We start from the raw sequence: 26,752 nt of genomic DNA, 5'->3' as shown, positions 1-26,752 counted from the left end.
TCAGCCGTCGACCTCCTCGAGCTGGTCCAGCTCGGCGGCGACCTCGGGGACGAAGCGGTAGCCGACGTTGCGGACGGTGCCGATGAGCAGCTCGTGCTCGATGCCGAGCTTGGCGCGCAGGCGGCGGACGTGGACGTCGACGGTGCGCGTGCCGCCGAAGTAGTCGTAGCCCCAGACCTCCTGGAGCAGCTGGGAGCGGGTGAAGACCCGGCCCGGGTGCTGCGCGAGGTACTTGAGCAGCTCGAACTCCTTGTACGTGAGGTCGAGCAGCTTCCCGCGCAGCCGCACGGAGTAGGTCGTCTCGTCGATGACCAGCGCGCCGGCGGTGATGGGCCCGGCCTCCTCCTCGACGGCGTCGGCGCGTCGCCCGACGGCCAGCCGCAGCCGGGCCTCGACCTCGGCCGGCCCGGCGGTGTCGAGGAGCACGTCGTCGACACCCCACTCGGCGGTGAGCCCCGCGAGCCCGCCCTCGGTGACGACGACGAGCAGCGGGGCCGAGACCCCCGTGGTGGTCAGCACGCGGCACAGCGACTTGGCCATCGCCAGCTCGCGCCGGGCGTCGACGAGCACGGCATCCGCGTCCGGGGCGTCGACCAGCGCGGACGCCTCGGCGGGGAGGATGCGAACATGGTGGCTGAGGAGCCCGAGCGCCGGAAGGACCTCGGCGCTGGGCGCCAAGGTGTTCGTCAACAGCAACAGGTGGGCCATCGCCCCACAGGATAGGCGGTCATGGACACGCGTCACGGGGCTTCGACCACCGGTGGGACGGCCGCGCCCGAGGCCGCCACCCCCACGGGGGTCACGGTGCGCTACTGGGCCGGTGCCCGTGCGGCTGCCGGGGTCGACACCGAGGTGGTGCCCGCCCCGGCGTCGGTGGCCGAGCTCGTCGCAGCGCTCACCGGTGCCCGTCCCGGTCTCGCCGAGGTGCTGCCCGTCTGCTCGGTGCTCGTCGACGGGCTCGCCGCCTCCGCGGCCGACCCCGTGCCGCCGGGGGCGCTCGTCGAGGTGCTGCCGCCGTTCGCCGGCGGGTGATGCGAGGATGCCGGGCGTGGAGGAGCAGGAGACGGCCGCCGAGGGGGCGCGCGTGACGGACGCCGAGCCGTCGGCCGACGCCACGGAGGGCGTCGCTGCCGACCCCGGCGCGGCCGACCCCGACCTCGCCGACCCTGTCGCTGACCCCGCCGTCCCCGACCCGGCCTCCGTCGACGCCCCCGCGCCGGCCGGTGAGACCCGCGCCCAGCGCCGGGCCCGCCTCGAGGCCGCCCTGCGCAACCCCGTGCTGCCCGAGATGGCCACGGTGCCGCGCCCCGTCGTCGTCGTGGCCACCGCCGTGCTCGCCGCCCTGCTCGTCCTCGCGCTGCGCACCGACCCCCTCGTGCTCGCCGCCGGTCTCGCCTGGACCGGCCTGGTGCTCGCCTGGGGCTGGCCGCGCCTGCTCGGCAGCTCGAGCCGCTTCGGGTCGGCGCTGGCCGTCGGCGTCACCGCGGTGCTCGCGCCCGCCGCCGCCGTCGTCCCCACCGACGACCTCTACCTGCGCCTCGTGCCCGTGGCGCTGGCCGTCGGGCTCGGGCTGATGTTCGTCCACCAGATCGTCCGGCGCGACGGGCGCCCGCGCCTCACCGAGTCGATCGGGGTCACCGCCTTCGGGCTCGCCCTGCTCGCCGTCGGCACGACGTGGCTGCCGCTGGCCCGCTCGGCCCGGCCCACCGACCTCGCCACCGTGGCCCTGGTCGCCGTCGCCGTCGGGGCGGTGGCCGACCTCGGCGCCGGCATCGCGGCCGTCCGGGCCTGGCTGCTGCCGATCTCGATGGTCCTCGGGCCTCCGGCGCGCTCGTCGCCGGCGCCGTCATCGGGTCACCCCGCCCGGCCACCTCGGCGCTCGCCGGGTTGCTCGCCGCGGCCGTGTCGCACGCGATGCGCCGGGTCCTCGTCGTCCTGCCGCCGGTCACGGCCGTGCGCTGCCAGCTGGCGACCGCCGCGGCCGGGCTGCTCGTGGCCGGGGTCGTCGCCTACGGCGTCTCGCTCGCCCTCGTCGGCTGACCGGTACCGGACGCGGCCGCCCGCGCGTACGGACAGACGCACATCCAGCAGCCATCCGCACACCCCGGAGGGAGTGCGGCTGACCGTGCGGTGTGCGGCTGCCCGGAGGGCCCGGGCGCTGTTCGGCTACCGGCGCCACGGCCCGCCCTCAGTAGACGAGGGCGCGGGCCCCGGGGGCCACGACCTCCTCGACGAACGCCGCCGCCCCGCGGATGACGACGCCGGGCAGCAGGTCGTCCTCGCCGAGGTCGCGCCGCGCCGCGCACTGCCCGCAGACCGTCACCCGGCCGCCCTCGAGCACGGCGTCGCGCAGCTCGGCGAGCGGGGGCGAGTGCGGCAGCCCGAGCTCCTCGGCCCGCCCGGGCACCGCCGTCCACGTCGCGTCGCCGGTGAGCCAGACGCTGACGTCGAGCCCGGAGGCCAGCGCCGTCGCCGCCACCGTCCAGCCCTGCGTGAGCCGTTCGAGGGCCTCGGCACCGCAGGTGAGCTTGACGACGAGGGCGGTGGCCGGGGCATCCATAGACTGGAGCGTATGGTCTTCACGCTCGACACCTCCCTCCACGAGGATCTCGCCCCCCTCGCCTGGCTCGTCGGCACCTGGGCGGGGGCCGGCCTCGTCGGCTACCCGACCATCGAGGGCCGGCGCTTCGGGCAGGAGATCACCTGCAGCCACGACGGCCGGCGCTTCCTGCGCTGGGAGTCCAGGACGTGGCTGCTCGACGACGACGGCACCCAGGTCCGCCCGCTCGCCACCGAGCTGGGCTTCTGGCGCCCGGTCAGCGGCACGAGCGACGGCACGAACTGCGAGCTGCTCCTCGCCCACCCGACCGGCTTCGTCGAGATGTACGCCGGGGTCGCCGAGCCGGCCAAGGTCGAGCTGCGCACCGACGGCGTGATGCGCAGCCCCGACGCCAAGGAGTACACCGCAGCGCACCGGCTCTACGGGTACGTCAACTCCCACCTCATGTGGGTCATGGACATGGCGGCCGTCGGGCAGCCGCTGCAGTCGCACGTCTCCGCGGAGCTCAAGCGCCTCGAGTGACAGCGCGTCGGGTGACGCCGCGCCGCCGCACCCTCGCGGCGGACCTCAGGGCGTGACGAACACGTCGAGGTAGTCGTCCATCCGGTCCTTGCGCAGCGCCTCGCCGAGCAGCTTCATGCCCTTGGTGTCGACGATGTCGATGCTGCCCGCGTTCGGGTCGGTGCCGAAGCCGGTGAACGGGGCGGTGGCGAAGACGACGTCGGAGGCGCGGATGTGCCGCAGGGCCAGCGCGTAGTCCTTCATCGCCCCGATCGAGAGGTCCTTGTCGACGACGAGGTTCTTCGTGGCGGCGTCGGTGAACCGGGCGATGGCCAGGGGGTTGGTGACGGTCTGCTTGCTCGTCGCCTTGAGGAGCAGCGCCTTGACGAAGGCCAGCTGCCGTCGGCCGCGGGAGATGTCGCCCTGGCTCAGCTCGTAGCGCTCGCGGACGAAGGCCAGCGCCTGCTCGCCGTCGAGGGTGTTCCAGCCCTTCCTGATGGCCTTGCCGCCGTTGCCGTTGGCGTCGTTGCCCTCCTCGGCGAAGACCCGGACCCCCCCGACCGCGTCGGTCATCCCCTTGAAGCCGTCGAAGTCGGTGCGCGCGACATGGTCGATCTTGATGCCGACGAGGTTCTGGATCGTCTCGACGAGCAGCGGCTCGCCGCCGAACGCGTACGCGGCGTTGATCTTGTTCTTGCCGTGCCCGGGGATGGCGACGAAGAGGTCGCGGGGGAAGTGGACCATCTGGATGGCCGTGGGGTCGGCCGGCACGTGGACGAGGACGATGACGTCGGCGCGGCCGCGGTCGTTGGGGCCGCGGCTGTCGGCGCCGACGAGCAGGAAGTTCGTGCCGTTGCCGGACGCCGGCACCTGGATCGGGTCGCCCTCCGCGTCGACGGTCGGCGGGGCGACGGTGGGCAGGAGGTCGGCCTGGGTGACGTTGTCGCCGACCCGCCAGCCGAGGTAGCCGATGAAGCCGCCGACGCCCACGAGGGCGACGAGCACGAGGGTGAGCAGCACGAGGAGCACCCGTCGCAGCCGCCGGCGACGCGGGCGGGTGGGCATGTCCTCCCCGGGGTCGTCCGGGCCACCGTCGGCGTCGTCCCGGCCGAGGCCGAGGAGGTCGAGGTCCTGGTCCGTCACCACGTCAGTCTAAGGAGCCGTGGCCGAGCCCGCCCGGCGTCCGGCATACATTGGAGGGGTGAGCGACCTCGGCGCCCGGCTGCGGGCACAGGGCAAGCGCCTCACGACCCAGCGCGAACGCGTGCTGGCCGCCGTGGGGCGGCTGGCGCACGCCACCCCGGACGAGATCGCCGAGGAGGTGGCCGCCGACGGCGGCAGTCCGCTGCCCGTCTCGACCGTCTACCGCTCGCTCGACGCGCTCCAGGAGCTCGGGCTCATCGGCCACACGCACGTCGACCACCGGGCCCCCAGCTACCACCTCGCCGAGCACGCCACCCACGTCCACGTCGTGTGCCGGGGCTGCGGGTACGTCGGGGAGGTGCCGCTCGAGGCCGCCGACGAGCTCGTCGCCCGCATCGAGCACCGCCTCGGCTTCGCCGCCGACGTCAGCCACGCCGCCGTCCACGGCCTCTGCGCCACCTGCCGGGAGGCACCATGACCACGCCCGCCGTCCCCCTCACCCCCGCCGAGCCCTCGCTCCTGCCGCGGTCGGTCCTGCTCGGGCGCCACGGCGCCGTCGAGGGCGAGGGAGGCGACGCCGGCGTCGCCTCCCACTACGGCGATCCGATGCGCGAGCAGCGCCTCCTCGCCGAGGGACTGGCCGTCGTCGACCTGTCGCACCGCGGGGTCGTCACCGTGTCGGGTCCGGACCGGCTGACGTGGCTGCACTCGATGACCACCCAGGAGCTGACGGGCCTGGCGCCCCGCACCTCCCGCGAGACGCTCGTCCTCTCCCCGAAGGGGCACGTCGAGCACGCGCTGCACCTCGTCGACGACGGCGAGGCCACGTGGGTCACGGTCGAGCCCGGCACGGCGCCGGCGCTCGTCGCGTGGCTGGAGTCGATGCGCTTCATGCTGCGCGTCGAGGTCGCCGACGTCACGGCGCAGTGGGCGGTCCTCGGGGAGCCGCTCGGGTCTGAGTCGCTCGACGGCGAGCCGCTCGCGTGGGTCGACCCGTGGCCGGGGCTGGTCGGCGACACGGTCGCCTACGGGCCGCTCGAGGGGCACCCGGCGCAGGGGCGGGCCTGGCGCGAGCTCATCGTGCCGCGCGACGCGCTGGAGTCGTCCGTCGGCGACCGGCCGCTCGCCGGCACCTGGGCGGCCGAGGCGCTGCGCGTGGCGGCCTGGCGTCCGCGGCTCGGGGCCGAGACCGACCACCGCACCATCCCGCACGAGGTCGACTGGTTGCGGACCGCGGTGCACCTGCACAAGGGCTGCTACCGCGGGCAGGAGACGGTCGCCCGCGTGCACAACCTCGGGCGGCCGCCGCGCCGGCTCGTGTTCCTCCACCTCGACGGCTCCGGGCACGTGCTGCCCGAGACGGGGACGCCGGTGCTCGTCGACGGCCGCGAGGTGGGGCGGCTGACCAGCGTCGCGCGTCACCACGAGGACGGGCCGGTGGCGCTGGCCGTCGTCAAGCGGTCGGTGGCCGAGGACGTCGAGTTCCTCGTCGACGGCATCGCTGCCGCACAGACGGTCGTCGTCAGCGGCTGACGCCGAAGATCCTCCGGTGCGGGCGGGGTCGGCCGGGTGTCGTCGGGTGGGGTCGGGCTGACAGGATGGGCGCCATGACGACGTCGTCCGCCGGGGCCACCGGCACCCTCATCACCGTCGCGCCCACCGGGGCCGAGCACGCCAAGGCCGACCTCCCGCAGCTGCCGACGACGCTCGAGGAGGTCGTCTCGACGGCGGTGCGCTGCCAGGCCGCCGGCGCCTCCCTCATCCACCTGCACATCCGCGACGCCGAGCACCGCCCGACCCTCGACGGCGGGTACCTGCGGGCGGCCGTCGACGCCGTGCGCGAGGCCACCGACCTCGTCGTCCAGCTGTCGACGGGTGGGTCCGTGCACGACCCGCTCGAGCAGCGGCTCACCGTGCTCGACGCCGAGCCCGACTCGTGCTCGCTCACCTGCGGCACGACGAACTTCGGCGACGACGTGTTCCTCAACCCGTGGGGGTTCATGAGCGACCTCTACGTGCAGGCCCAGGAGCGCGAGGTCGTGCCGGAGTTCGAGCTCTTCGACCTCGGGCACGTGCACGCCCTGGCGCGCCTGCTCGACACCCACGGGCTGCCGTTCGGTGGGCGCGTGCACGTCGACTTCGTGACCGGCGTGCCCGGCGGGATGCCGGCGACGACCGCCGCGCTGATGGCCGGGGTCTCGATGCTGCCGCCCGAGGTGACGTCGTGGTCGGCCACCGGCATCGGCCGCGGGCACCTGCCGGTGATGGCCGCGGCCCTGTCCGCCGGTGGGCACCTGCGGGTCGGGATGGAGGACAACGTCGTGTTCCGGCGCGGTCAGGTCGTCGAGCACAACGACGAGCTCGTGGCCCGGGCGGCGGAGCTGGCGACGGTGATGCAGCGGCCGCCGCTGTCGTGCGACGAGACGCGGGCGCTGCTGGGCGTCAAGGACCGTCGCGCCGGGCGCTGATCCGGGCGCCGCCGCCGCCATCGCCCTCTCGCCGCCGCCCCTCCCCTCGGCCCCCTTCCCGGCCCCCTCTCGCGAACGTGTGTGAACCCGCCGGGGATCACCGGCGTGTTCACACACGTTCGCGCTGTGGACGGCGGCGGACGGGTCCGAGGTGTGGACGGGGTTCGGTGGTCGGGGAATGCCGGTCGCATAATCCGGGGTTATGGCAACCATGCGTTCGCTGATCGGGTTCCCGGCCGTCGTCAACGAGAAGGCCGCGCGCGCCGTCGCCGGCCAGGTCGTGCTCGTCACGGCGCTCGCGCTGGTCACCGGATGGCTGTGGCTGGCCGCCGTGCTCGCCGTCGGCTTCGCCCTCCGCGTGGCGTCCGGCCCCCGGTTCGACCCCTTCGGCCAGCTGGCGACCAGGGTCATCGCACCCCGTCTCGGTGAGCCCGTGCTCGTGGCGGGGCCGCCGAAGCGCTTCGCGCAGGCCGTCGGGTTCGTGTTCACGCTCGCCGCGTCGGTGGCGCTGGCGCTCGGGTCCTCCGTGGTGAGCGTCGGGCTGCTCGTCGTCCTCCTCGTCTTCGCGACGCTCGAGTCGGTCGTCGGCTTCTGTGCCGGCTGCTTCGTCTTCGGGTACCTGATGCGCTGGGGCGTCGTGCCCGAGGAGACCTGCGCCGCCTGCAACGACATCTCCCTGCGCCGCCGCGAGGTCCAGCCCGTCTGACGGCCGCGTGCCCGGCCCCCAGCCGAGGTGCGCCGGCCCCACCGCGACCCGGAACGACCGTGGTCCACGGGGTGTCTGATGACCCCCCTCCGAGCCCCGGCGGCCCGCGGCGGCTGGCCCCCGATCACCGTGTGGCCGGGCTCACGCTTGCCTCAGTTTGCATTTTGCTAACTGGAGCAAGCACAATGGATCCGTGAGCAAGAACCCGCTGAACGACCTGGGCGAGAGCCTCGGCGAGTACCTGCGCGAGCAGCGCCGGTCCGCCCGCCTCTCCCTGCGTCAGCTGTCCGAGCTCGCCGGGGTCTCCAACCCCTACCTGTCCCAGATCGAGCGGGGCCTGAAGCGTCCCAGCGCCGAGATCCTCCAACAGCTGGCGAAGGGCCTCGAGGTCTCGGCCGAGTCGCTCTACGTGCGCGCCGGCATCCTCGACGCCGAGCACGCCACCGCCAGCACGGACGGCCCCGACGTCCGCCGGGCCATCGCCGAGGACACGCTCCTCACCGCCCGCCAGAAGAAGACCCTCCTCGACATCTACGAGTCCTACGTCGAGGACGACGCCCGGCACTGACGCCGCCTCGCCCCCGGCAGCGTCGCCGACCGGGCCACCGACCACCGAACGCACCATCCGCACCAGCACGCCCACCGAAGGAGCACACCATGGCCGTCATCGACGACATCCGCACCACCATCGACCCCACCCCGCTCTACGCCATCGCCGGCGCCACCGACCTGGCCGTCGAGAAGGTCCGCGAGGCCCAGAAGCGCGCCGAGGTCCGCCGCGCCGAGCTCACCAAGCGCGCCGAGGCCGCCCGCGCCGACCTCACCCCCGCCGCCCTCCAGGCCCGCGTCGAGGCCGTCACCGAGCAGGTCAAGGAGCTCCCGGCGCTCGCCCTCAACCAGGGCCTCGTCGTCGGTGGCAAGGTCACCGAGGGCTACGCCGACCTGGCGACCCGCGGCAAGAGCATCGTCAACCGCCTCCGCACCCAGCAGGCGACCAAGGACCTCGTCGCCCAGGCCGAGACCACCGTCGCCCAGGCCAAGGGTGCGGTGACCACCGCCCGCAAGGCCGCCGCCGACATCGAGCGCTCCGCCAAGGCCACCATCACCACGGGCCGCAAGGAGGCCGTCAAGGTCGCCACCGTCCTCACCGACTCGGTCGCCGAGGAGGCCAAGGAGGCCCAGGTCGAGGTCGCGGCCGCCGCCAAGCGCACCCGCACCGCCGCCAAGCGCACCAGCACCACGACGAAGAAGGCCGCCAAGAAGACGACCGCCTCCGCCAAGGGCGCCACCACGAGCGCGCGCAAGACCGCCAAGGCCGCGCCGAAGGCCACGAAGAAGGCCGCCGAGAAGATCGGCGACTGACCCGGGACCACCCGGACGAACGACGAGGACATGCCGTGCACCCGGAGGGGTGCACGGCATGTCCTCGTCTCTCGACGGGTGGGGATGCCGTGGGCCGGGTCGAGGCGGCCGAGGGAGGCCCGCCCGGCCGGCGCTAGGGTCGCTGACGTGCCGCACCCCACCGAGCTGCCCACCCCGCCCGCGCTCGCCGACGCCCCGGTGCTCGCCCACGTCGTGCGCGGCGGGTTCGTCGAGTCCGCCCACCGCGCGAGCGTCGCCGTCACCGACCCCGACGGCGCCGTGCTCCACTCCTGGGGCGCCCCGCACGACCCGGTCTTCCCGCGCTCGTCGAACAAGCCCCTCCAGGCCGTGGCGATGCTCCGGGCCGGCCTGCACCTCCCCCGGAGCACCTCGCCCTGGCCTGCGCCAGCCACAGCGCCGAGCCGTTCCACCTCGACGGCGTGCGCGCGATGCTCGCCGACGCCGGCCTCACCGAGGCCGACCTGCTCAACACCCCCGACCTGCCCTACGACGAGGTCGAGCGCGACACCTGGGTCGCGGCCGGCCGCAGCGCCCGTTCCCTCGCCCAGAACTGCTCCGGCAAGCACGCGGCGATGCTCGCCACCTGCCGGGTCAACGGCTGGGACACCGCCACCTACCTCGACCCGCAGCACCCGCTGCAGCGCGCCATGGTCGCGACCCTCGAGGACCTCGCCGGTGAGCCGGTCGCCGCGACGGCCGTCGACGGCTGCGGCGCACCTGTGATGGCCGTCTCGCTCGGCGGGCTGTCCCGCGCGTTCGGGCGCGTCGCGAGCGCGGCCGACGGCACCCCCGAGGCCGAGGTCGCCGCCGCGATGCGCGCCCACCCCGAGCTCGTCGGCGGCACCCGTCGCGACGTCACGGCCCTGATGCGGGGCACCGACGGCCTCGTCGCGAAGGACGGCGCCGAGTCGGTGTACGCCGTCGGGCTGGCCGACGGCCGGGGCCTCGCCCTCAAGGTCGCCGACGGCGGGCAGCGGGCCCGGCCGGTCGTGCTCGCCGCCGTGCTGCGCCGGCTGGGCGTGGCCTCCGACGCCTACGGACGCCTCGAGGACGCCCCGGTGCTCGGTCACGGCGACCCGGTCGGTGCCGTGGTCGCGGTCGGCCTCGATGCGGGCACCGCCGGGTGAGGACCGTCCTGCAGCGCGTCCACCGGGCGAGCGTCACCGTCGACGGCGAGGTCGTCGGCGAGATCACCCGGCCCGGCCTGCTCGCGCTCGTCGGGGCCACCCACGACGACGGCCCAGAGCAGGTGGAGACGACGGCCCGCAAGATCGCCGACCTGCGCATCCTCCACGGCGAGCGCTCGGTGCTCGACGAGGGTGCCCCGGTGCTCGTCGTCAGCCAGTTCACCCTCTACGCCGACACCCGCAAGGGCCGCCGCTCGTCGTGGAACGCCGCCGCCCCCGGGCCGGTGGCCGAGCCGCTCGTCGACGCCGTCGTCGCGGCCCTGCGCGCCAGGGGTCTCGAGGTCGCGACGGGCCGGTTCGGGGCGCACATGGACGTCGAGCTGGTCGGGGACGGACCGGTCACCATCCTGCTCGAGGTCTGACGCCTACGCTGTGCCCATGCTGTTCCTCGACAACCTCCAGTACTGGATCGTCCTCCTGCTCACGGTGGCGGCCCTCGGTGTCGAGGTCTTCGCCCTCGTCGACTGCGTGCGCCGGCGCCCCGACGCCTTCACCGCGGCGGGCAAGCGGACCAAGAACTTCTGGTTGCTCGTCACCGGCGTCGCGGTGCTGCTCGGCATCGTGGCCATCGGCGGGCTGGGGTTCATCGCCATCATCGGCATCGTCGCGGCCGGGGTCTACCTCGCCGACGTCAAGCCCGCCCTCGACCAGGTGATGGGTCGCGGCAGCGGCGGGCGGCAGGGCCCCTACGGCCCCTGGTGACCCTCGAGCGCCGACCACGCGAGGGTCAGCTCCCCGAGCCGCCAGCGTGACGGCCCGTCGAGCACGGGCCAGCCGGCGTCCCGCAGCGCCGCCGCCGTGCCGATGAAGCGCTGCCGCACGCCGTAGGACGCCAGCGGCGCCTGCCGCTCCCACGCCTCGTCGAGGGCGCCGAGCAGGGTGTGCACCGGCTCGCCCGGCACATTGCGGTGGATGAGCGACTTCGGCAGCCGCTCGGCGACCACGCCCGGCCGCTCCAGCCCCCGCAGCCGCCACGCGAGGGTCAGCGACTCCGGACCATCGGCCCCGACGGCCACCCACGAGGCCAGCCGGCCGAGCTCGTCGCAGGTCCCGTCGACGAGCAGCCCGCCGGGAGCCAGCCGCGCCACCGTCGTCGCCCAGGCCGCGGCGACCTGCGACTCGTCGTACTGGCGCAGGACGTTGAAGGCCCTCACGAGCACCGGCCGGGCACCACCGGGTACCGGCACCTCGAAGCCGCCGCGCACGAAGCGCAGCCCGGGCCGCTCGAGGGGCCGGGCGGCCTCCACCCGGTCGGGGTCGATCTCCACCCCCACGACCTCGACGTCGGGGCGCACCCCCCGCAGCCGGTCGTGGAGCTCGACGGCCGTGACGGGGGAGGCGCCGTAGCCGAGGTCGACGACGACCGGGGGTCCGGCGTGCCGTCGCAGCCGCCACGCCTGCGGTCCGGCGAGCCACCGGTCGCAGCGGCGGAGGCGGTTGGGGTTCGTCGTCCCGCGGGTGACGACGCCGACCGGGCGCTGGGCGGGCACGGGCCCAGCCTAGGTGGCCCCCCGCCGGCACCCAGCCGCTCGGACTACCCTGAGACGGTGCTGGAGCGGTTGCGGACGGAGCGTCGCGAGGGGTCGGTGAGCCTCTCGATGGTCGCCCTCGTCGTCTCGCTCGCCGCGGCCCTGGTGCTCGGCCTCACGTCCTGGGTGCCCAAGGTGCTGGCCCGCGACATCGGCATCACCGACGTCGAACCCGGTCTGCTGCAGGTCTCCCAGAACGCGTTCGGGGTGCAGTCGCTCGGGGCCGGGCTCACCGTCACGCTCTACGACCGCGGCTTCCGGCTCTCGCGGGGGAGCACCGTGCTCGCCGACACCGTCACCAAGGGAGCCCCCGTCACCGCCGTCGTCGGCACGGTCGACACCTCGGGCGAGCACCCGCGCGAGCAGGTCACCTCCTCGCTCACGGCCGTGACCATCGACGCCGTCACCCGCGACGACGAGGCCGTCACCTACAGCGGGGTCGTCCACGACGCGACGCACTCGCTGCCGCTGCGGATCACCTTCGAGCCGACCGACGGCCGGATCCGGATGGACGTCGCAGTCCCCGGCGCCTCCGGCGTCGCCGTCAACCTCGACTGGCGCCCGGCGACGACCGGCATCGAGCCGGCCCTGCCCGCACGCAACCTCAAGGCCCGGGCCTACTGGATGGAGGCCGCCGTCGTGGAGCAGCCGGCCTTCACGTGGGTGCTCGGCACCGACGTCTCCATCGCCCCGGTCGGGGTCCCTCGCGCAGTCGACCTGCGCCAGGACGGGCGCATCGCCATCCACGTCTGGTCGCCCCGGGCCGTGGTGACGGTCACGGACACGCCCCGTCCGGCCGTGGAAGACTCGCAGCCATGACCGATGCCGCCGCTGCGCCCCGCCCGCGGCGCGTCGCGATGGTCACGGTGCACACCTCGCCGCTCGCCCAGCCCGGCACCGGTGACGCCGGCGGCATGAACGTCTACGTCCTCGAGGTGGCCCGCCAGCTGGCCCGGCTCGGCACCGAGGTCGACCTCTTCACGCGCACCACCAGCGCCGCGCAGCCCGAGGTCGTCGAGGTCGAGCCCGGCGTCGTCGTCCGGCACGTGGCCGCCGGGCCGTACGAGGGCCTCTCGAAGGAGGAGCTGCCCGGCCAGCTCTGCGCCTTCGCGGCCGGGATGATGCGGGTCGCCGCGCACGCACCGCCGGGGCACTACGACCTCGTCCACTCCCACTACTGGCTCTCCGGGCAGGTCGGCTGGCTGGCCGCCGACCGGTGGGGCGTCCCGCTCGTCCACACGATGCACACGATGGCGCGGGTCAAGAACCTCCACCTCGCCGACGGTGACGAGCCCGAGCCGCGCGGTCGCGAGATCGGCGAGGCCCAGGTCGTCGAGGCCGCCGACCGGCTGGTGGCCAACACCGAGCGGGAGGCCGCCGAGCTGGTCGATCTCTACGGCGCCGACCCCGCCCGGGTCGCCGTCGCCGAGCCCGGCGTCGACCTCGTCACGTTCTCGCCCGGGTCGCAGGTCGAGGCCCGCGCTGCGCTCGGGCTGCCCGCCGACGCGGTCGTGCTGCTCTTCGTCGGCCGCATCCAGCCGCTCAAGGGCCCGGACGTCCTCGTGCGGGCCGCCGCAGAGCTCGTGCGGCGCCGGCCGGACCTGCGCGAGCGGCTCGTCGTCGCGGTCCTCGGGGGCGCCAGCGGCACGGGCGTCCGCAACCCGATGGGCCTCGAGGACCTCGGCGAGCGGCTCGGCATCGCCGACCGTCTGCGGCTCGTGCCGCCCGTCGACCGCCCGACGCTCGCCGACTGGTACCGCGCGGCCGACGTCGTCGCCGTCCCGTCGCACAGCGAGTCCTTCGGGCTCGTCGCCGTCGAGGCCCAGGCGTGCGGCACACCGGTCGTCGCCGCCAACGTCGGCGGGCTGCCCACCGCGGTCGGGCCCGGCGGGCTGCTCGTCGACGGCCACGACACCGCCGCGTGGGCCACCGCGCTGGGCGAGGTCGCCCTCGACCCCGCGACCCGGGCGACGTTGTCGCGCAAGGCTGCCGAGCACGCGCAGGGCTTCGGATGGACCCGCACCGCCGAGCGCCTGCTCGAGGTCTACCGCGAGGCGCTGACCCGCCCCAAGGACGTGTCCATCGACGACGCCGAGCGGATCGCCGACGTGCCGCGGGCGGTCATCCCGTGAGCTCTGCCGACCTCGTCGCGCTGGTCCGCGACGTCCTCGACGAGACCGGGCTCGAGTGGGAGGCCGGTGCGCGCGACGACGAGCTCGTCGTCTCGCTGCCCGGGGAGAAGAAGCTGCGCACGGTCGTCTCGCTCGTCTGCGGCGACACCGCGCTGTCGGTGTCCGCGTTCGTCATCCGCAACCCCGACGAGAACCACGGCGAGGTCTACCGCTTCCTCCTCAGCCGCAACCTGCGCCTGCCGGGGCTCGCCTACGCCGTCGACCGCTCGGGCGACGTGTTCGTCACCGGGCGCGTGCCGGCGACCGGCGTCGACGCGCGGTACCTCGACCAGCTGCTCGGGGTCGTGCTGACCGCCGTCGACGAGCCGTTCAACGAGCTGCTCGTCATGGGCTTCCTCACCTCGATGCGCAAGGAGTGGGAGTGGCGGGTCTCGCGCGGCGAGAGCCTGCGCAACCTCGAGGCCTTCCGGCACATCCTCGAGCGCCCCGGCGACCCGCCCCGCGACACCTGACCCCTCCCGACCTCGTGGGGGAGGGTCCGCCGGACGCCCCGCCCGGACGGCGTGTTCGGCGGACGGATGCCCACAGGGTCGGGGTGCGGGGTGGCTAGGCTGGCGACATGACCGAGCACACCCTGATCCTCCTGCGGCACGGCGAGTCGGACTGGAACCAGAAGAACCTCTTCACCGGCTGGGTCGACGTCGACCTCACCGAGAAGGGCCGGGCCGAGGCGGTCCGTGGCGGCCGGCTGATGGCCGAGGCCGGGCTGCTCCCCGACGTCGTGCACACCTCGGTGCTGCGCCGCGCGATCACGACCGCGAACCTCGCCCTCGACGCGGCCGACCGGCACTGGATCCCGGTGCGCCGCAGCTGGCGGCTCAACGAGCGGCACTACGGCGCCCTCCAGGGGCTCGACAAGGCCGCCACCCGCGACAAGTACGGCGACGAGCAGTTCATGCTGTGGCGCCGGTCGTTCGACACCCCGCCGCCGCCGATCGAGCAGGGCAGCGAGTTCGACCAGACCGACGACCCGCGCTACGCCGGCGTCGACGTCCCGCTCACCGAGTGCCTCGCCGACGTCATCCCGCGGATGATGCCTTACTGGGAGAACGACATCCAGGCCGACCTGACGGCCGGTCACACGGTCCTCGTCACCGCGCACGGCAACTCGCTGCGGGCCCTCGTCAAGCACCTCGACGGCATCAGCGACGACGACATCGCCGGGCTGAACATCCCCACCGGGATGCCGCTGGTCTACCGGCTCGGTGACGACTTCATGCCCACCGGCCCCGGCGAGTACCTCGACCCCGAGGCGGCAGCAGCGGCAGCGGCGGCCGTGGCGAACCAGGGGCGCTGAGCCGCAACCGTTCCGGGTCGTCGCGCGGGACGGACCAGGACGGCTAGTACGGCAGGGGCAGGCCCAGCCACCCCGTGCCGTCGTCGTACCCCGCGAGGTCGCGGCCGTCCGGCGGCACGTCGTCGTACGTCGTGCGCCCCGCCGCGTCCTGCACGACGAGGCGCAGGCCGTCGGAGGTGCGCTCGACGTCCGGGACGCTGACGACGGCCGTGCGGCGCTTCATCCGGGCGGCCTCGGAGGCGGGTGAGCGACCCCGCCCGGTCGCGACCAGTCGGCAGGTGGCGCCGCCCCCGGGCACGACGACGAGGAAGCGCCCCGTGCCCTCGGGGGAGTCGTCGAGGCGCAGCACCGCCGGCTCTCCGGCGAGCTCGGCCGGGACGACGGCCGTCGAGCTGACGAGGAAGGTCGAGGCGCCCGACCGGCCGTCGTCCCGGACGTCGAGCCTCCGCACCACCGCCCCGGCCGGGGTGCGCACCCTGGTCAGGACCGCGCGCCCGTCACCGCCGGTCGCAGAGACCGCCGTGGGGTCGAGCACGCTGCCGTCCGTGGGGGAGTCGACGAGCACGTCGCCGCGCAGGTCCCCGACGCGGATGCCCGTCGAGGACGCGACGGTGGCCATGAGGTCGGCCAGCGGGTCACCGGTCCCGAGCTCGACGCCGCCGGGCTCCCACGTCCGCGCCGCCAGGGGTGCACCGTCGTAGTCGGCGCACCGGAGCCGGGCCGCGGCACCCCAGCGAGCGGGCAGCAGCATCGTCCCGACGCCGTTCGCGAGCCCGAGCGTCGTGAACTCGCGCTCGACGGAACCCGCGGGGGTGGGGCGCACGACGGGCGAGAACGACGCCGAGCCCTCGGTGGGCCGGGTCAGGACGACGAGGACCGCGCCGCCCGGGCGGTCGAGCCCGACGGCCACGACGTCCTCGACCCCGAGCACCGCGTCGTACGCGAGCCCCGCCTCGACGAGCCGCTCGCCGGGCGTGCCCGGTGGGCCGGTCCAGGCCCGCACGACCGTGCTGTCGGGCCGGTCGTCGCCGAGCGTGGCGGCGAGCACGACGCGCAGGTCGGCGAGGTCGTCGGCCCAGAGCAGCCGGGCCCCGGTGCGGGCGATGAGGGCCTGGATCCCGAGGTCGCGCGCGAGACCCCCGCGGGGCGCCCAGCGCGAGGACCGCGCCCACGCCGGGTCGTCCGGCCCCGGGGTCGTCGGCCCGGCGGAGGGTCGGGGGGCGGTCACGGCCGGTCCACCGGCACGCTCGAGGACCGCCCAGCCCACCGCCCCGGCGGCGAGCACGGCCCCACCACCGAGCACGAGGGTGCGCCGCCGCAGCCGCCGCACCCGCTCGACGACGAGGCCGGCGGGGTCCGGTGGCTCGGGCGACACCGTGGCCAGCCGGTGCACGAGGTCGGCGAGGTCGTGCTCGAGGAGGTGGTCGGCGACCGCGAGCCCGTCCGCTGCCCGCGCCCCGCGATGGGCGTGGAGGAGCCGCGAACGCCCGTCGTCGAGCTCGGCGGGCGAGGGTCCGTCCGGGCCGACGAGGCCGAGCAGCTCGCCGTCGGTGGCCTCCCAGAGCGGGCCGGCCGCGAGCAGCCCGCGGACCGGGACCGGCAGCCCGGCGAGGGCGTCGAGGAGGGCGCCCGGGACGCTCGAGCCCGGGTCGGCGACGAGGTCGTGCAGGACGGCCGGTGCGACCGGCTCCGCCGGGGTGTCCGACGAGCCGTCCGACGAGCGGTCCGACGACCGGTCCGACGTGCCGTCCGGACCCGACCGCCTCGGGCGCGACCGGGGCCGCACCGCCTCGAGCAGCGCCCGGCGCGCGGAGGCCGTCGGGCTGCCCTCCTCCAGGGTGGCGGCCCACCGGGTCCGCAGCGACGCCAGCGCCGTGGCCGTGGCCTCCCGGGCGGCCGGGGCGTCGAGGGTCGCGACGACGGCGACGGCCTCGAGGTCGGGCCACCGGGCCGCGACGAACCCGTCGAAGTCCTCCTCGACCGTGAGCGTCACGGGGTCCATCCTCCCTCGCGCGGGGCGTCCCCGGGCCGGACGGTCGGGGCGGACCGCTGCTCAGCCGGCCGTCACGGGGTCGGTGTCGTAGGCGAACCGGCCCTCGACCGGGGCGTCGTTCCAGAGGACGCGGCCGCGCCCGTCCCGCACGAGGACCCGGGCGGAGTTCAGGTCGGTGGTGCCGACCACCACGGCGTGCCCGGTGACCGGGACCGGACGGGCCAGGGGTCGGTCGGACCCGTCGTCGGTGCGCAGCTGGACGGTCGCCGCACCCGGGGGCGCCGTGACCACCCAGGTGGCCCGTCCCGAGCTGTAGTCGTCGACGCGGACGGCGTACGGCGCCTCGGCCCGGTCCGCCGGGACGACGAACGGGCCGAACGAGGTGTACCCACTCCCGGCGGCGTCGCCGGTGGCCAGCCTGAGGGAGCGCACCACGCCGCCGTCGGGCGTGTGGACGACGGCCAGGGTGACGGTGACCCGTCCCGCTCCGAGCTGGGGCAGCGTCACCCGGGCCGGCATCCGCGAGACGACCCGACGCTCCCGCAGCTGGTCGGCGCGGTAACCGGTGATGTCCGCGACCGTCGGCGCGAGGAGGTCGTCGTCGGTGCCGTCGAAGACGTTCCACGATTCAGGGACGGGCAGCGGGCCGTCGTAGTCGCCGCAGCGCACGCGGGCGGCCGGACCGGTCGGGGCGGCGAGCAGCGCCGAGCCGACGCCGTCGGTGAGCCGGACGTCTCGCCAGGTGCGCGACACCAGCCCACCGCGCGTCGGCCGGGCGAGCAGCGAGTACTGCGCGACCTCGACGGTCGGCTGCGAGAGGACGAGCAGTGCCGCCTCCGTCGGGTGGGGGACCCCGACGGCGACGACGTCCGGGACGGTGTAGATGCCGAACCCGACGACCACCTCGGTGAGCTGCTCGGCGGGAGCGCCGACCGAGCCCGCCCACATCCGCAGCTGGGTGCCGTCACCGACGTCGTCCGGCGTGAGGGTCTTGGCGAGGACGCAGCGCACGTCGTGCACGTCGTCGGCGTAGAGCAGCCGGGCGCCGGGGGCGGCCCGGGCCACGAGCGCCTGGATGCCGAGGTCGGTGGCCAGCGCCCCCCGGGCCGGCCACCGGCTGGTGCTGCGCCACGCCGCGTCGTCCGGTCCCGCGGTGGTCGGGACGGCGACCGGCCGGCGAGCAGGAGGAGCCTCCTCGCGCGCGGCCAGGCCCCACCAGGTGGCGACCCCGGCGGCGGCCAGCACCCCGCCGCCGGTGACGAGGGCCCGTCGACGCACCGAGCGCGCCCGCTGCCCGACGAGCGAGCCGGCATCGGGCGGCTCGGGCTGGAGGGCCACGAGCCGGTGGACCAGGTCCTCGAGGTCGCCCTCGAGGCGGTGGTCGGCGGGGGAGAGGTCGTCCTCGGCCCGCGCCGCGCGGTGGGCGGTGACGAGGCGCTCGCGGGCGGCGGCCACGGCCGGCTCCACGGCCCGCTCCGAGCCGGCCCCCGCGAGCAACCGTCCGGTCTCCGCGGGCGGGCACTCCCAGACGACCTCGGCGGCCAGGGCGCACCGCACGAGCGGCTCCTCGGCGGCGAGGGCGCGGAGCAGGGCCGCCGGGACGGCGTCGTGGGGGTCGGTGACGGCGGACTCGAGCGCCGCGGCGGCGGGGGCGGCGGGAACCTCGCGGTCCGTCCGGTCCGTCCGGTCCGTGCCGCGGGACCGGCGGGCGGGGAGGAGCCGGGCCAGCAGGGCCACCCGCGCGGCCGTCGTCGGTGCACCCTCCTCGAGCGTGGAGGCCCACCGCGGGTGCAACGTGGCGAGGGCGGCGGTCGTCGCCTCCCGGGCCGCCGCGGGGTCGAGGGTCGTGACGAGCGCGACGGCCTCGAGGTCGGGCCAGCGGGCGGCCACGAAGCCGCCGAAGTCCTCCTGCGCCGAGACCGTCACCGGGACAGTGTCACCCGGCGAGCGCACCGGCGCGAGGACCTCGGCCGACAGGGAGCGACGACCGGGTCGGGGCGTGTCCCCCACGAGGTCGTCGGCCGAGCGGCCGGTCAGAGGCGGGGCAGCACCCTGTCGGTGTGCTCGCCCTGCTCGAAGATGCGCGACGCCGGGCCGACGATGAGCGGGTCGGGGGTGCCGACGACGTCGAGGTCCTTGCTGCGGTACTCGATCCCGTTGAGCAGCAACCGCATCGCCTCGAGCCGCGCGCGCTTCTTGTCGTTGCTCTTGACGACGGTCCACGGGGCGTCACCGGTGTCGGTGTAGAAGAACATCGCCTCCTTGGCCTCGGTGTAGGCGTCCCACTTGTCGAGGCTCGCGAGGTCGGTGGGCGAGAGCTTCCACTGGCGCACCGGGTCGTTCTGGCGGGAGGCGAACCGCGCGGCCTGCTCCTCCTGGCTCACCGAGAACCACAGCTTGACGAGGTGGATGCCGGAGTTGACGAGCATCCGCTCGAACTCGGGGCACTCGCGCATGAACTCGAGGTACTGCGTCGGGGTGCAGTAGCCCATGACCCGCTCGACGCCGGCGCGGTTGTACCAGGAGCGGTCCATGAAGACGATCTCGCCACCGCTCGGCAGGTGCTGCACGTAGCGCTGGAAGTACCACTGGGTGCGCTCGACCTCGGTGGGCTTCTCGAGGGCGACGACCCGGGCGCCGCGGGGGTTGAGGTGCTCCATGAAGCGCTTGATGGCCCCGCCCTTGCCCGCGGCGTCGCGTCCCTCGCAGAGCACGACGACCTTGGCGCCGGTGTCCTTGACGTGCAGCTGGAGCTTGAGCAGCTCGACCTGGAGACGGCGCTTGGTGCGCTCGTACTCCTCGCGGGGGAGCTTCTTGGAGTAGGGGTACCCGTACTGCCAGGCCTTGCCGACCTTGACGTCGACGTCGGCGCCACCGGCCTCCTCGAGGTCGTGCAGCTCCTCGAGCTCCTCGGCGTAGTCCTCGGTCACCGACCGGCGCTCCTCGTCCACGTCGCGAGCGTAGCGCCGCGCGCCGGGACGGGCACGGGGTCACCGGCGTGACGTCGGTGACCCCGTGGGTGGCGGCGACCTCCCGCCGCAGGGGCGTCAGGAGCCGTTGAGGGCGGCGCGAGCGTCCCGGGCGGCTGCCTCGAGCGAGGTGGCGTCGGCGGTCAGGGACTCGGCGGAGACGAGGTCGGCGAGGTCCTGCGACGTGACGGTGCCGGTGGCCGACACGGTGTCGACGACGCGGGTCGCGAGCGCCTCGGCGTCCACGGCCTTCGGCAGGCCGGCGCGCACCGGGCCGGCCCAGGTGCTGACGTCGAAGCCGTTGGCCTCGCCGACGGAGGCCCGGAAGTCCAGGTCCTCGAGGTCGGGCCGCACGACGGCGAGGGTGTCGAGCGCGGCGCGTCCGCGGGCGAGCACCTCGGTCGAGGTCGGCAGCAGCTCGGGGGCGACCCGCTCGGCGAGGGTGGCGGCACCGCTCAGCTGGGTCATCGTGCGCGCCGACCGGGCGCGCAGGGCGGCCGCCGTCAGGGTCGACTGCGCGGTCCGCAGCCGGTGGGCCCTGACCCGCTTCTCGGTGGCCGGCAGCCCGGAGCCGGCCAGGGCCGCCGTGGCGCGGGTGACGTCGGAGCGCAGGGCGCCGATCCGCTGGAGCACGACCGGCCGCTGGCTCGCGACCGCCGCGGCGGCCTTCGCCGTCGCCGTGGCCGCGACGGGCACGGGCCGGATGCCGGCCGCGTCGGCGGCGGCGGGGGCGGTCAGGCCCAGGCCGGCGACGAGGGCGAGAGCGGCGGCGGCCCGACGGAGGGCGGGGCGGCGGGCGGTGTGACGTGCGGCTGCGGGGGTGTCCACGGCGGGCTCCTGGACGGCGAGAGGGTGGCTGGTCCTCCATCGTCGGCGGGCCCGTCGACGGCCGCAGGCGTTAAGTTCCGGGGGCGGTAAGAGTCAGGTCAAGATTTGACAAGACACCGATGTCATCGCAGGTCAGGGGCCTGTTCGGTCCCCCGGACGTCGGCCGTTCGGCCGACCCCGGCGCGTGGTCCGGGCCGCCGGAGTCAGGCCCCGGCCGACGCGGTGTCGGCGACCTCGTCGTGCCCGCCACCGGCCTCGTCGCCCCACTCGCCCGTGACGATCCAGACGACCCGCTCGGCGACCGACACCGCGTGGTCGGCGAAGCGCTCGTAGTAGCGGCCGAGGAGGGTGATGTCGACGGCGGTCTCGGTGTCGTGCGGCCAGTCGGGCCCGGTGACCTGGGCGAACAGGTCGCGGTGGAGGCGGTCCATCGCGTCGTCGTCGCGGGCCACCTCGAGGGCGCCGGCGACGTCGCGCCGGGCGATGACCGACCCGACCTTCTCGACGATCAGCTCGGCGACCGACCCCATCTCCCGGAAGGTCCCGCGCAGCTCCGGGGGACGGCCGAGGCGGGGTAGCGCAGCCGGGCGACCTTGGCCACGTGCCGCGCGAGGTCGCCCATCCGCTCGATGTCGCTGCTCATCCGCATGCTCGTGACGACGACGCGCAGGTCGGTGGCGACCGGCTGCTGGAGGGCGAGCAGGTCGAAGGAGAGCAGGTCGATCTGCTCGCGGCGGGCGTCGATGTCGGCGTCGGCGGTGATCACCGAGTCGGCGAGGTGGACGTCGGCGTCGAGGAGGGCCGTCGTGGCCCGGCTCATCGCCGACGCCGCGAGGTGGGTCATCTCGACGAGGCTCTCGGCGATCCGGTCGAGCTCCTCGTGGTAGGCCTTGCGCATCACGGGTGGTGGTCCTTCGTCTCCGGGGCTCGGTGGGCGCGACGGTGGCCGGCGGTCCGCGCCGTCGCCCGGGAACCATCGCACCCGGGGATGAACCGCAGACGATGCCGAGGTGAACTTCGGGAGTCCGCGTGCGTGGCACGGGTCCGGGGCGAACGGAGGGGCCGGAACGCGGCCGTACGCTGGATCTCGTGGATGCGACGATCGCGGCGACGCTCGGCGGGGCCGCCGGCCTCGTCGTCGGGGCCGTCGGCGTCCTCGCCGGCCGCTGGTCCGAGCGCAGCCTCAGCCAGGCGCCCGCGGTCGAGGAGCCGCCGCTGGCCCGTGGGGTCGGCGACGTCCTGTCGGTGCTCCGCTCGATCGCCGTCGTCGTCGACACCTCGGACGCCGTCGTCAAGGCCTCCGCCCCCGCCCTCACCTACGGCCTCGTGCGCCACGGCGAGCTCGTGCACACCGAGCTGCGCCACCTCGCCCGGCTCGTGCGCCGCGACGGCGTGATCCGCGAGGCCGAGCTCGACCTGGCCCGCGGCCCCTCGCCCGACGCCAGCGTCGTGATGCGCGTGCGCGTGGCCACCCTCGGCCTGCACCACGTGCTCATCCTCGCCGAGGACCACACGCACGCCCGGCGGGTCGAGGAGGTGCGCCGTGACTTCGTCGCCAACGTCTCGCACGAGCTGAAGACCCCCGTCGGCGGCATCTCGCTGCTCGCCGAGGCCGTGCTCGACGGCAAGGACGACCCCGAGGCGGTCGCCCGCTTCGCCTCGCGCATCCGGGTGGAGGCCACCCGGCTCGGGCGGCTCGTCCAGGAGATCGTCGACCTCTCCCGCCTCCAGGTCGCCGACACCCTCCACGAGCCCGAGCTCGTCGACATCGGCACCGTGCTCGTCGAGGCGCTCGACCGGGTGCGGGTGGCGGCCGAGGCCAAGGACATCGACCTCGGGCTGGCCACCGAGCGGGGCCTGAAGGTCTTCGGCGACGCCGAGCTGCTGACCACCGCCGTGGCGAACCTGCTGACCAACGCCGTCAACTACAGCGACGACCGCACCCGCGTCGGCATCGGCGCCCGGCTCGTCGACGACGCCGTCGAGATCGCCGTCACCGACCAGGGCCAGGGCATCCCCGCGGCCGAGCAGGAGCGCATCTTCGAGCGCTTCTACCGGGTCGACGCCGCCCGCTCGCGGGCCACCGGCGGCACCGGCCTCGGGCTGGCCATCGTCAAGCACGTCTGCGCCAACCACGGTGGTGAGGTCACCGTGTGGAGCCAGGAGGGGCGCGGCTCGACGTTCACGATGAGACTGCCGGTCGCGGCCCCCCAGGCCGTCGACCCCGATGACGCGGACGACCCCGGACCCGGTGTCGCCGTCGCCTCCCGAGGAGAGAGCACCGCATGACGCGCATCCTGATCGTCGAGGACGAGGAGTCCTTCTCCGACCCGCTGTCGTACCTGCTGAGCAAGGAGGGGTACGAGGTGTCGGTGGCCGACGACGGGCACGAGGCGCTCAGCCAGTTCGACGCCGCGGGGGCCGACCTCGTGCTGCTCGACCTCATGCTGCCGGGCCTGTCCGGGGTCGACGTCTGCCGCGCCCTGCGCCAGCGCTCGAACGTGCCGGTCATCATGCTCACGGCCAAGGACAGCGAGATCGACAAGGTCGTGGGCCTCGAGCTCGGCGCCGACGACTACGTCACCAAGCCCTACTCCTCGCGCGAGCTGCTGGCCCGCATCAAGGCCGTGCTGCGCCGCGGCGCAGAGCCCGAGGAGCTGCTGCCGACCACCCTCGAGGCCGGCCCCGTGCGGATGGACGTCGAGCGCCACGTGGTCACGGTCCGCGGCGAGCAGATGCCCTTCCCGCTCAAGGAGTTCGAGCTGCTCGAGATGCTGCTGCGCAACACCGGCCGGGTGCTGACCCGGATGCAGCTCATCGACCGGGTCTGGGGCAGCGACTACGTCGGCGACACCAAGACCCTCGACGTGCACGTCAAGCGCCTGCGGGCCAAGGTCGAGGCCGACCCGGGGAACCCGGCGCACATCCTCACGGTGCGCGGCCTGGGCTACAAGTTCGAGGCCTGAAAGCCTCAGGGCCGGGCGGCGGGCGTCAGCTCGAGGTGGGCGACGGCGTCGGCGACGCCGAGGGGCTGACCGCGAGGTCGGAGTAGTACCGGTCGGGCGCCAGGACGGGCACGAGGACGACGTTCTGGCCGGCCTCCCGGGTCGTGACGGTCAGCTGCACCATCGCACCCGGGGCCACCGGCACGTTCCCGACCTCGAGCTTCGTCGTGGCGGTCGAGAGGGTGGTGCCGGAGTAGGCCGGCACCGAGGTCGTGGCCCCCTGCGTGCCCTCGAGGGCGAAGGCGACGTCGACGGCGTCGGAGGCGTCGTTGACGGCCTGCCCGACGATGACCCCGGGCGACCCCTGGGCGCCGGCGACGATCGCGACGTTGCGCAGCGTCAGGCCGGGCACCGTCAGGTCGACGCCGTCGGCCGGCAGGTACGGGTAGTCGGTCTGGGTGGGGGAGAAGACCGCGCACCCGGAGGCGAGCAGCGCGGCGGCGGCGAGGCCGGCGAACCGGAGGGCGGAGGCGGCGCGGGTGCTCACGCGGGCAAGGATAGCCGGGGCCGCACCGGGGACGCGCGCAGGTCCGGCCGGGGGCGCGCGCAGGTCCGGCCGGCGCCGCCGGACGGTCCGTCCCGTCCCGCGCGACGCCCGCGCCCGGCGCGCGCGCAAAGCACGGGAACTGCCGTCCTGTCAACCCCCGAAAATCTCTCCGGGACACCCTGCGCAGGCCTCTGACCTGCACGAACGCCGGCACTCTGCATTCGGTGCACCCGGCGTGTCGTGGTATCCTGAGACCCGCGAAAGGGGCCAACAACACATGGTTTTCAAGGTCGGCGAGACGGTCGTGTACCCCCACCACGGGGCTGCGCGCATCGAGGAGATCAAGACCCGCACGATCCGCGGAGAGGAGAAGCTCTACCTCAAGCTCAAGGTCGCCCAGGGCGACCTCGTCATCGAGGTTCCCGCCGAGAACTGTGACCTCGTCGGCGTGCGCGACGTCGTCGACAAGGCCGGTCTCGACAAGGTCTTCGAGGTCCTGCGCACGCCGTACGCCGAGGAGCCGACCAACTGGTCGCGCCGCTTCAAGGCCAATCTCGAGAAGCTCGCCTCCGGCGACGTCATCAAGGTCGCCGAGGTCGTCCGCGACCTGTGGCGCCGCGACAAGGACCGCGGCCTCTCCGCCGGCGAGAAGCGCATGCTCGCCAAGGCCCGCCAGATCCTCGTCTCCGAGCTCGCGCTCGCCGAGAAGACCGACGAGGAGAAGGCCGAGACCATCCTCGACGAGGTCCTCGCGTCCTGACCCCGTGCGTCGCCCCGGCGACGACACCATCTGACGTGACCGACGCCCACGCCGCACCTCGCGGCGTGGGCGTCGTCGTCGTCGCGGCCGGGTCGGGGTCCCGGCTCGGGGCGGGGGTGCCCAAGGCGTTCGTGCCCCTGGCCGGGCGCCCGCTGCTCGCCTGGGCGCTCGAGGCGGTGGTGCGGGTCGAGGGGCTCGGGTCGCTCGTCGTCGTCGCACCCCCCGCACTGTCCGACCCCGAGGCCGCCGCGTGGGCCGGCGTCGCGCTGCCCCGCGGTGCGCGCGTGGTGGCCGGAGGGGCCGAGCGCTCCGCATCGGTCGCCGCCGGCCTGGCCGCCCTCGACCCCACGTGCGACCTCATCCTCGTCCACGACGCCGCCCGGTGCCTGACGCCCGTCGCCGTGTTCGACCGGGTCGTGGAGGCCGTGCGGGCCGGGCACGTCGGGGTCGTCCCGGGCGTGCCGGTCGTCGACACCGTCAAGGCGGTCGACGACCGGGGCCTGGTCACCTCGACCCCCGACCGGTCCTCGCTGCGCGCCGTCCAGACGCCGCAGGGCTTCCGCCGCGACGTGCTCGAGGCGGCGCACGCCGGGGGTGCCGGGGCCACCGACGACGCGGCGCTCGTCGAGGCGCTCGGGCACCGGGTGCTCGTCGTCGACGGGGACTCCCGGGCGTTCAAGGTGACGACGGTCGACGACCTCGCGCACGCCGAGCGCCTCGTCGGCGGGCCCGGGTACACCTAGCATCGGGGCATGAGCGTCCTGCCCCGCGTCGGTGTCGGCGTCGACGTGCACGCCCTGGCCGCCGAGGGGTCCGGGCGCGAGCTGTGGGTGGCCGGGCTGCTCTGGCCGGGCGAGCCCGGGCTCGACGGGCACTCCGACGCCGACGTCGCCGCCCACGCGGCCTGCGACGCCCTCTTCTCCGCCGCCGGGATCGGCGACCTCGGGGCGCACTTCGGCACGGGCCGCCCCGAGCTGGCCGGTGCGTCCGGGGTGACGCTGCTCGCCGAGGCCGCGCGGCTGGTGCGCGAGGCCGGCTACGACATCGGCAACGTCGCGGTCCAGGTCGTCGGCAACGCCCCGAAGGTGGGCCGCCGCCGGGCCGAGGCCGAGGCCGCATTGTCGGAGGCCGCCGGGGCTCCGGTGTCGGTCAGCGGCACGACGACCGACGGTCTCGGGCTCACCGGGCGCGGTGAGGGCGTCGCCGCCGTCGCGACCGCCCTCGTCGTCCCCCGCGCCTGAGCACTCCGCGCTCGGGCGGGGTCAGGCGGGGTCAGGAGCCGCGCAGGCCGGTGCGGCGGTCGGCCCCGACGATGCGGGCCATCCGCTGGAGCTCGGCGACGTGGCCGCACAGGGCCTCCCGCCCGGCCGAGGTCAGCGCCACCCGGGTGACCTGCCGACCGTCGCGCGCGCTGCGGTCGAGCCGCGCGTACCCCTGGGCGGTCAGCGCCTTGAGGTGCTTGGACAGCGCCGAGTCCGAGAGGCCCATCGCGTCGCGCACCTCGCCGAAGTCACGCCCGGCGGCCGGCACGAGGAAGGCGCAGATGCGCAGCCGGTGCGGCTCGTGGATGACCTCGTCGAACACCGGGTGCGGCATGCGGTCAGGATACGTCGGCTTTCCCCGCGGGAAAGGGGAGAGCGCCCACCCCGCAGCGGCCGGCGCCGGCCCGCGACGACCGGCACCGGCCCGCGGACGCCCCGGCGGGCTCCCGGCGCGCGCCCGCTCCGCACTAGCGTGGGTCGCG

At 75.1% G+C, this 26,752-nt stretch carries 33 protein-coding genes and 1 pseudogene; 22 read left to right on the top strand and 12 right to left on the bottom strand.

The features are described from left to right. Complete coding sequence (locus tag G7075_RS13975) at window positions 1-708, bottom strand: response regulator transcription factor (RefSeq protein ID WP_166122703.1); 708 nt, start codon at window positions 706-708, stop codon at window positions 1-3. 21 nt (window positions 709-729) lie between these two features. Here G7075_RS13975 and G7075_RS13970 point away from each other — a divergent pair, with 21 nt between their 5' ends. Beyond that, a complete protein-coding gene (locus tag G7075_RS13970) occupies window positions 730-1,032 on the top strand; it encodes a MoaD/ThiS family protein (protein WP_166122701.1) in 303 nt (100 codons plus the stop codon). Between the two features lie 855 nt (window positions 1,033-1,887). Further along, window positions 1,888-2,040 carry a hypothetical protein gene (locus G7075_RS13965; protein WP_166122699.1) on the top strand — a complete coding sequence of 51 codons (153 nt, stop codon included), beginning with the start codon at window positions 1,888-1,890 and terminating at the stop codon, window positions 2,038-2,040. 148 nt (window positions 2,041-2,188) lie between these two features. Here G7075_RS13965 and G7075_RS13960 read toward each other — a convergent pair whose 3' ends face one another. Then, entirely contained in the window at window positions 2,189-2,560 is a 372-nt protein-coding gene (locus G7075_RS13960) for a DsrE family protein (protein ID WP_166122697.1), read from the bottom strand. Between the two features lie 12 nt (window positions 2,561-2,572). Between G7075_RS13960 and G7075_RS13955 the strand changes: the two genes are divergently transcribed. Next, the gene (locus G7075_RS13955; protein ID WP_166122695.1) at window positions 2,573-3,082 is read left to right on the top strand and encodes an FABP family protein; all 510 of its coding nucleotides are present in this window, start codon (window positions 2,573-2,575) and stop codon (window positions 3,080-3,082) included. 45 nt (window positions 3,083-3,127) lie between these two features. Here G7075_RS13955 and G7075_RS13950 read toward each other — a convergent pair whose 3' ends face one another. Next, window positions 3,128-4,204: an LCP family protein gene (locus G7075_RS13950; protein ID WP_240917624.1), complete on the bottom strand. Its 1,077-nt coding sequence runs from the start codon at window positions 4,202-4,204 to the stop codon at window positions 3,128-3,130. A gap of 58 nt (window positions 4,205-4,262) precedes the next feature. Between G7075_RS13950 and G7075_RS13945 the strand changes: the two genes are divergently transcribed. From G7075_RS13945 to G7075_RS13905, 10 genes and pseudogenes are all read left to right on the top strand, one after another. After that, window positions 4,263-4,682 carry a Fur family transcriptional regulator gene (locus G7075_RS13945; RefSeq protein WP_166122693.1) on the top strand — a complete coding sequence of 140 codons (420 nt, stop codon included), beginning with the start codon at window positions 4,263-4,265 and terminating at the stop codon, window positions 4,680-4,682. Further along, the gene (locus tag G7075_RS13940) at window positions 4,679-5,737 is read left to right on the top strand and encodes a folate-binding protein YgfZ (RefSeq protein ID WP_166122691.1); all 1,059 of its coding nucleotides are present in this window, start codon (window positions 4,679-4,681) and stop codon (window positions 5,735-5,737) included. Before G7075_RS13945 ends, G7075_RS13940 begins: the two co-directional genes overlap by 4 nt. 74 nt (window positions 5,738-5,811) lie before the next feature. Further along, the gene (locus G7075_RS13935) at window positions 5,812-6,672 is read left to right on the top strand and encodes a 3-keto-5-aminohexanoate cleavage protein (protein WP_166122689.1); all 861 of its coding nucleotides are present in this window, start codon (window positions 5,812-5,814) and stop codon (window positions 6,670-6,672) included. A gap of 202 nt (window positions 6,673-6,874) precedes the next feature. Next, entirely contained in the window at window positions 6,875-7,378 is a 504-nt protein-coding gene (locus tag G7075_RS13930; protein ID WP_240917623.1) for a DUF4395 domain-containing protein, read from the top strand. Between the two features lie 193 nt (window positions 7,379-7,571). Further along, complete coding sequence (locus G7075_RS13925) at window positions 7,572-7,946, top strand: helix-turn-helix domain-containing protein (protein WP_166122687.1); 375 nt, start codon at window positions 7,572-7,574, stop codon at window positions 7,944-7,946. Window positions 7,947-8,035: 89 nt separating this feature from the next. Continuing rightward, window positions 8,036-8,740 (top strand): hypothetical protein, encoded by a 705-nt coding sequence (locus tag G7075_RS13920; protein ID WP_166122685.1) that lies wholly within the window; start codon window positions 8,036-8,038, stop codon window positions 8,738-8,740. A gap of 30 nt (window positions 8,741-8,770) precedes the next feature. Continuing rightward, window positions 8,771-9,055: pseudogene (locus G7075_RS22930) on the top strand (asparaginase); the annotation flags it as partial. Between the two features lie 125 nt (window positions 9,056-9,180). Continuing rightward, complete coding sequence (locus G7075_RS13915; protein ID WP_371814077.1) at window positions 9,181-9,888, top strand: asparaginase; 708 nt, start codon at window positions 9,181-9,183, stop codon at window positions 9,886-9,888. After that, a complete protein-coding gene (gene dtd, locus G7075_RS13910; protein WP_166122683.1) occupies window positions 9,885-10,310 on the top strand; it encodes a D-aminoacyl-tRNA deacylase in 426 nt (141 codons plus the stop codon). The genes G7075_RS13915 and dtd overlap by 4 nt, the downstream gene beginning before the upstream one ends. Window positions 10,311-10,326: 16 nt before the next feature. Next, entirely contained in the window at window positions 10,327-10,650 is a 324-nt protein-coding gene (locus tag G7075_RS13905) for a DUF2516 family protein (RefSeq protein WP_166122680.1), read from the top strand. On the opposite strand, the gene G7075_RS13900 is transcribed toward G7075_RS13905, so the two are convergent. Continuing rightward, the gene (locus tag G7075_RS13900) at window positions 10,635-11,438 is read right to left on the bottom strand and encodes a class I SAM-dependent methyltransferase (protein ID WP_166122679.1); all 804 of its coding nucleotides are present in this window, start codon (window positions 11,436-11,438) and stop codon (window positions 10,635-10,637) included. The two genes, G7075_RS13905 and G7075_RS13900, sit on opposite strands and share 16 nt — an antisense overlap. Window positions 11,439-11,495: 57 nt before the next feature. On the opposite strand from G7075_RS13900, the gene G7075_RS13895 reads away from it, so the two are divergent. From G7075_RS13895 to G7075_RS13880, 4 genes are all read left to right on the top strand, one after another. Further along, the gene (locus tag G7075_RS13895) at window positions 11,496-12,296 is read left to right on the top strand and encodes a hypothetical protein (RefSeq protein ID WP_166122676.1); all 801 of its coding nucleotides are present in this window, start codon (window positions 11,496-11,498) and stop codon (window positions 12,294-12,296) included. After that, window positions 12,293-13,609: a D-inositol-3-phosphate glycosyltransferase gene (mshA, locus tag G7075_RS13890; protein WP_166122658.1), complete on the top strand. Its 1,317-nt coding sequence runs from the start codon at window positions 12,293-12,295 to the stop codon at window positions 13,607-13,609. The genes G7075_RS13895 and mshA overlap by 4 nt, the downstream gene beginning before the upstream one ends. Continuing rightward, window positions 13,606-14,121 (top strand): YbjN domain-containing protein, encoded by a 516-nt coding sequence (locus G7075_RS13885; protein WP_166117787.1) that lies wholly within the window; start codon window positions 13,606-13,608, stop codon window positions 14,119-14,121. The genes mshA and G7075_RS13885 overlap by 4 nt, the downstream gene beginning before the upstream one ends. A 107-nt stretch (window positions 14,122-14,228) precedes the next feature. Then, window positions 14,229-14,966: a phosphoglyceromutase gene (locus G7075_RS13880; RefSeq protein ID WP_166122656.1), complete on the top strand. Its 738-nt coding sequence runs from the start codon at window positions 14,229-14,231 to the stop codon at window positions 14,964-14,966. A 43-nt stretch (window positions 14,967-15,009) separates the two neighbouring features. Here the strand turns inward: G7075_RS13880 and G7075_RS13875 are convergent, their stop codons facing one another. The 6 genes from G7075_RS13875 to G7075_RS22920 form a co-directional block, all read right to left on the bottom strand. After that, window positions 15,010-16,959: a hypothetical protein gene (locus G7075_RS13875; protein ID WP_166122654.1), complete on the bottom strand. Its 1,950-nt coding sequence runs from the start codon at window positions 16,957-16,959 to the stop codon at window positions 15,010-15,012. 60 nt (window positions 16,960-17,019) lie between these two features. Next, entirely contained in the window at window positions 17,020-18,885 is a 1,866-nt protein-coding gene (locus tag G7075_RS13870; RefSeq protein ID WP_166122652.1) for a hypothetical protein, read from the bottom strand. Window positions 18,886-18,992: 107 nt separating this feature from the next. Continuing rightward, window positions 18,993-19,910: a polyphosphate kinase 2 gene (ppk2, locus tag G7075_RS13865; protein WP_166122650.1), complete on the bottom strand. Its 918-nt coding sequence runs from the start codon at window positions 19,908-19,910 to the stop codon at window positions 18,993-18,995. Window positions 19,911-20,006: 96 nt separating this feature from the next. Further along, on the bottom strand, window positions 20,007-20,756 hold the full coding sequence (locus G7075_RS13860; RefSeq protein ID WP_166122648.1) for a hypothetical protein: 750 nt from the start codon (window positions 20,754-20,756) through the stop codon (window positions 20,007-20,009). Window positions 20,757-20,959: 203 nt separating this feature from the next. Further along, window positions 20,960-21,286: a phosphate uptake regulator PhoU gene (locus tag G7075_RS22925; protein ID WP_371814076.1), complete on the bottom strand. Its 327-nt coding sequence runs from the start codon at window positions 21,284-21,286 to the stop codon at window positions 20,960-20,962. Then, window positions 21,265-21,654, bottom strand: coding sequence for a phosphate uptake regulator PhoU (locus tag G7075_RS22920; protein WP_371814244.1), 390 nt, complete (start codon window positions 21,652-21,654; stop codon window positions 21,265-21,267). The genes G7075_RS22925 and G7075_RS22920 overlap by 22 nt, the downstream gene beginning before the upstream one ends. Before the next feature lie 191 nt (window positions 21,655-21,845). Here G7075_RS22920 and G7075_RS13850 point away from each other — a divergent pair, with 191 nt between their 5' ends. Continuing rightward, a complete protein-coding gene (locus G7075_RS13850) occupies window positions 21,846-23,045 on the top strand; it encodes a cell wall metabolism sensor histidine kinase WalK (RefSeq protein WP_166122646.1) in 1,200 nt (399 codons plus the stop codon). Beyond that, window positions 23,042-23,722 carry a response regulator transcription factor gene (locus G7075_RS13845; protein ID WP_166122644.1) on the top strand — a complete coding sequence of 227 codons (681 nt, stop codon included), beginning with the start codon at window positions 23,042-23,044 and terminating at the stop codon, window positions 23,720-23,722. The genes G7075_RS13850 and G7075_RS13845 overlap by 4 nt, the downstream gene beginning before the upstream one ends. Window positions 23,723-23,747: 25 nt before the next feature. On the opposite strand, the gene G7075_RS13840 is transcribed toward G7075_RS13845, so the two are convergent. After that, window positions 23,748-24,248, bottom strand: a complete 501-nt coding sequence (locus G7075_RS13840) for a hypothetical protein (RefSeq protein WP_166122642.1) — start codon at window positions 24,246-24,248, stop codon at window positions 23,748-23,750. 277 nt (window positions 24,249-24,525) lie between these two features. Between G7075_RS13840 and G7075_RS13835 the strand changes: the two genes are divergently transcribed. The 3 genes from G7075_RS13835 to ispF are packed head-to-tail and all read left to right on the top strand — an operon-like array spanning window position 24,526 to window position 26,249. Beyond that, on the top strand, window positions 24,526-25,008 hold the full coding sequence (locus G7075_RS13835) for a CarD family transcriptional regulator (RefSeq protein ID WP_166122640.1): 483 nt from the start codon (window positions 24,526-24,528) through the stop codon (window positions 25,006-25,008). A gap of 35 nt (window positions 25,009-25,043) precedes the next feature. Continuing rightward, window positions 25,044-25,751, top strand: a complete 708-nt coding sequence (gene ispD, locus G7075_RS21390) for a 2-C-methyl-D-erythritol 4-phosphate cytidylyltransferase (protein ID WP_240917622.1) — start codon at window positions 25,044-25,046, stop codon at window positions 25,749-25,751. A gap of 9 nt (window positions 25,752-25,760) precedes the next feature. Then, the gene (gene ispF / locus G7075_RS21385; protein WP_240917621.1) at window positions 25,761-26,249 is read left to right on the top strand and encodes a 2-C-methyl-D-erythritol 2,4-cyclodiphosphate synthase; all 489 of its coding nucleotides are present in this window, start codon (window positions 25,761-25,763) and stop codon (window positions 26,247-26,249) included. Window positions 26,250-26,280: 31 nt separating this feature from the next. Here ispF and G7075_RS13825 read toward each other — a convergent pair whose 3' ends face one another. Then, window positions 26,281-26,604: a transcriptional regulator gene (locus G7075_RS13825; protein ID WP_166122638.1), complete on the bottom strand. Its 324-nt coding sequence runs from the start codon at window positions 26,602-26,604 to the stop codon at window positions 26,281-26,283. Window positions 26,605-26,752: the final 148 nt, after the last annotated feature.

It is taken from the genome of Phycicoccus sp. HDW14, from assembly GCF_011383005.1.
GTDB lineage: Bacteria > Actinomycetota > Actinomycetes > Actinomycetales > Dermatophilaceae > Phycicoccus.
This window is presented reverse-complemented; position numbering and strand designations above follow the sequence as displayed.

What these genes read in the sequence shown, in the direction of transcription:
- G7075_RS13975 (WP_166122703.1), bottom strand. Translation starts at nt 708, where the DNA reads ATGGCCCACCTGTTGCTGTTGACGAACACCTTGGCGCCCAGCGCCGAG.
- G7075_RS13905 (WP_166122680.1), top strand. Translation starts at nt 10,327, where the DNA reads ATGCTGTTCCTCGACAACCTCCAGTACTGGATCGTCCTCCTGCTCACG.
- G7075_RS13930 (WP_240917623.1), top strand. Translation starts at nt 6,875, where the DNA reads ATGGCAACCATGCGTTCGCTGATCGGGTTCCCGGCCGTCGTCAACGAG.
- G7075_RS22920 (WP_371814244.1), bottom strand. Translation starts at nt 21,654, where the DNA reads ATGCGCAAGGCCTACCACGAGGAGCTCGACCGGATCGCCGAGAGCCTC.
- G7075_RS13845 (WP_166122644.1), top strand. Translation starts at nt 23,042, where the DNA reads ATGACGCGCATCCTGATCGTCGAGGACGAGGAGTCCTTCTCCGACCCG.
- G7075_RS13970 (WP_166122701.1), top strand. Translation starts at nt 730, where the DNA reads ATGGACACGCGTCACGGGGCTTCGACCACCGGTGGGACGGCCGCGCCC.
- G7075_RS13825 (WP_166122638.1), bottom strand. Translation starts at nt 26,604, where the DNA reads ATGCCGCACCCGGTGTTCGACGAGGTCATCCACGAGCCGCACCGGCTG.
- G7075_RS22925 (WP_371814076.1), bottom strand. Translation starts at nt 21,286, where the DNA reads ATGGGGTCGGTCGCCGAGCTGATCGTCGAGAAGGTCGGGTCGGTCATC.
- G7075_RS13940 (WP_166122691.1), top strand. Translation starts at nt 4,679, where the DNA reads ATGACCACGCCCGCCGTCCCCCTCACCCCCGCCGAGCCCTCGCTCCTG.
- G7075_RS13935 (WP_166122689.1), top strand. Translation starts at nt 5,812, where the DNA reads ATGACGACGTCGTCCGCCGGGGCCACCGGCACCCTCATCACCGTCGCG.
- G7075_RS13955 (WP_166122695.1), top strand. Translation starts at nt 2,573, where the DNA reads ATGGTCTTCACGCTCGACACCTCCCTCCACGAGGATCTCGCCCCCCTC.
- G7075_RS13920 (WP_166122685.1), top strand. Translation starts at nt 8,036, where the DNA reads ATGGCCGTCATCGACGACATCCGCACCACCATCGACCCCACCCCGCTC.
- ispF (WP_240917621.1), top strand. Translation starts at nt 25,761, where the DNA reads ATGAGCGTCCTGCCCCGCGTCGGTGTCGGCGTCGACGTGCACGCCCTG.
- G7075_RS13960 (WP_166122697.1), bottom strand. Translation starts at nt 2,560, where the DNA reads ATGGATGCCCCGGCCACCGCCCTCGTCGTCAAGCTCACCTGCGGTGCC.
- mshA (WP_166122658.1), top strand. Translation starts at nt 12,293, where the DNA reads ATGACCGATGCCGCCGCTGCGCCCCGCCCGCGGCGCGTCGCGATGGTC.
- G7075_RS13835 (WP_166122640.1), top strand. Translation starts at nt 24,526, where the DNA reads ATGGTTTTCAAGGTCGGCGAGACGGTCGTGTACCCCCACCACGGGGCT.
- G7075_RS13880 (WP_166122656.1), top strand. Translation starts at nt 14,229, where the DNA reads ATGACCGAGCACACCCTGATCCTCCTGCGGCACGGCGAGTCGGACTGG.